The organism is Microbacterium sp. (assembly GCF_035277845.1).
Classification (GTDB): Bacteria; Actinomycetota; Actinomycetes; order Actinomycetales; family Microbacteriaceae; genus Microbacterium.
In genome coordinates, this window is sequence record NZ_DATEJS010000244.1 from 1 (window position 1) to 2,064 (window position 2,064).

The following is a 2,064-nucleotide window of genomic DNA, read 5'->3' on the forward strand; positions in this document are numbered from 1 at the left end:
TCCCGGGTCTCCCAGCGGGCGGGTCGCGGCGGGGACCGCCACCACGACCACCGCCGCGACCGCACCGACGAGCGCGACGAGCCAGGGCGTGACGACTTCGCCGGGGGATGCCGGCGGGCCGATCCAGACCGACAGCGCGACCTGCGCGGCCGCGGCGCCCAGCAGCGAGGCGGGGACGGAGATGAGCGTCGCCTCGGCCGCGGCGACGCGGATGAGGCGTCCGGCGGATGCCCCGCGCGAGCGCAGCAGCCGGTCCTCGGCTTCGCGGGCCGCGATGAGCAGCTGCGCGAGCATCCCGACGGCGAGGATGCCCGCGATCGCGATGATCCCGAGGGGCAGCACCGCGGTCTCGCTCACCGTCTGCACGGTGTTGCGGACGGTGGCGGTCGTCGCGCCGGCGACGCCGTGCGCGGTGACCCCGCCGGAGTCCGCGAGCACGGTGGACAGGGTGTCGCCGATCGTGTCGAAGCCGTGCTGCAGGGCCGGCAGCTCAGCCGGCGTCAGCCGGGAGACGTCCGGCTCTATCGTCCAGGTCACGCTCTGGGCGGAGGTGCGATGGTTCACGTCGATCGGTGCGTCGCCGAACGCCCGCCCGATCGCGCGCACAGCGGCATCCTGATCCTGCGCGGTCAGCCCGAACGTGGACGCGGTGATCGTCAGGGCGCGCTCGGCGGGCGAAGCGTGCGTGAACGTCTGCCGCACCTGGGCGGCGGGGGCCCGGCCGGTGAGTCCGGCGGCCAGCGACAGCAGCAGCGCGAGCACGAGCACCGCCCCGGCGATCGACCACAGCAGAGCGGCGCGCCGACGGGCACGAGCGGTCCACGGTGACTTCGGCATCCCTTCTAACATATGCCCGTTCCTTCAACGCGGGCGAAGGTCGCACCCCCGGGAATGCGCGGGGCGCGGGCGCGGTTGGCACCGGGGATGAGCTCCCTGAATCTCTCGATCCTCGACCTCGTGCCCGTGCGCAGCGGGCAGACCTCGGCACAGGCGGTGGCGGCATCCCTCGACCTGGCGGCGCGCGCCGACGCACTGGGCTACACCCGGTACTGGTTCGCCGAGCACCACAACATGCCCGCGGTCGCGTCGACGACGCCGCCGGTGCTCGCAGCCGCGGCCGCCGCGCGCACCAGCCGCATCCGGGTCGGATCGGGCGGAGTCATGCTGCCGAATCACTCCCCGCTCGTCGTGGCGGAGCAGTTCGCGGCGCTCGAGGCGCTCGCGCCCGGCCGCGTCGACCTCGGCATCGGCCGGGCGCCCGGCAGCGACCCCGTGATCACCCAGCTGCTGCGGATGTCCGGCACCACCAGCGACGTGGAGCGCTTCCCGCAGCACGTGCACGACATCCGCGCCCTCGTCTCCGCTCAGGGCGCGACCGTGCAGTTCACGAGCGGCGGCACGTACGACATCCATGCGACCCCGGCTGCGACGGGGATGCCGACGGTGTGGCTGCTCGGCTCCAGCGACTACTCGGCCCAGCTGGCTGCGGCATCCGGCCTGCCGTACGTGTTCGCGAACCACTTCTCCGGCGAGGGGCTGGAGCGCGCGCTCGCCCTCTACCGGCAGGAGTACCAGCCGTCCGAGGAGCATCCGGAGCCGGTCACGTTCCTCACCGCGAACGTGGTCGCCGCCGAGACGGAGGCCGACGCCCACGCCCGGGCCCTGCCGCAGATCCGGATGATGGCGCGCCTGCGCGGCGGGATGCCGCTCACGGCCCTCGAGACCGTGGAGCAGGCGGCGCAGGCGGAGGAATCCGACCGGCTCGCCGCGCCCGTGATCGACCGGATGAGCGAGCGCTGGTTCATCGGCACCGGCCCCGACGTGCGGTCCCGGCTGGAGGCGTTCGCCGCGCAGTGGGGCGTCGACGAGGTGATGATCTCACCGGTCGCCGCGTCGCACGACGCCGAGCCGCTGGATGCCGCCCCCGGCCGTACCCGGACCCTCGAGCTGCTCGCCGGTCGTTGAGCGAGGGAGCGCAGCGACCCTCCCCCGGTCGTTGAGCGAGGGAGCGCAGTCACCCTCCCCCGGTCGTTGAGCGAGGGAGCGCAGCGACCGAGACGAAAC

General features: G+C 74.0%; 2 protein-coding genes. One reads left to right on the top strand and one right to left on the bottom strand.

From position 1 onward, the window contains the following. Positions 1–837 (bottom strand): FtsX-like permease family protein (locus VJR25_RS10605; protein ID WP_324114941.1); only part of this gene is annotated, 837 nt, incomplete at its 3' end. Between the two features lie 87 nt (positions 838–924). Here VJR25_RS10605 and VJR25_RS10610 point away from each other — a divergent pair. Further along, positions 925–1,965, top strand: a complete 1,041-nt coding sequence (locus VJR25_RS10610; RefSeq protein WP_324114942.1) for an LLM class flavin-dependent oxidoreductase — start codon at positions 925–927, stop codon at positions 1,963–1,965. The last annotated feature ends 99 nt before the right edge of the window (positions 1,966–2,064 follow it).

Coding starts and splice junctions, on each gene's coding strand:
- VJR25_RS10610 (WP_324114942.1), top strand. CDS start 925: ATGAGCTCCCTGAATCTCTCGATCCTCGACCTCGTGCCCGTGCGCAGC.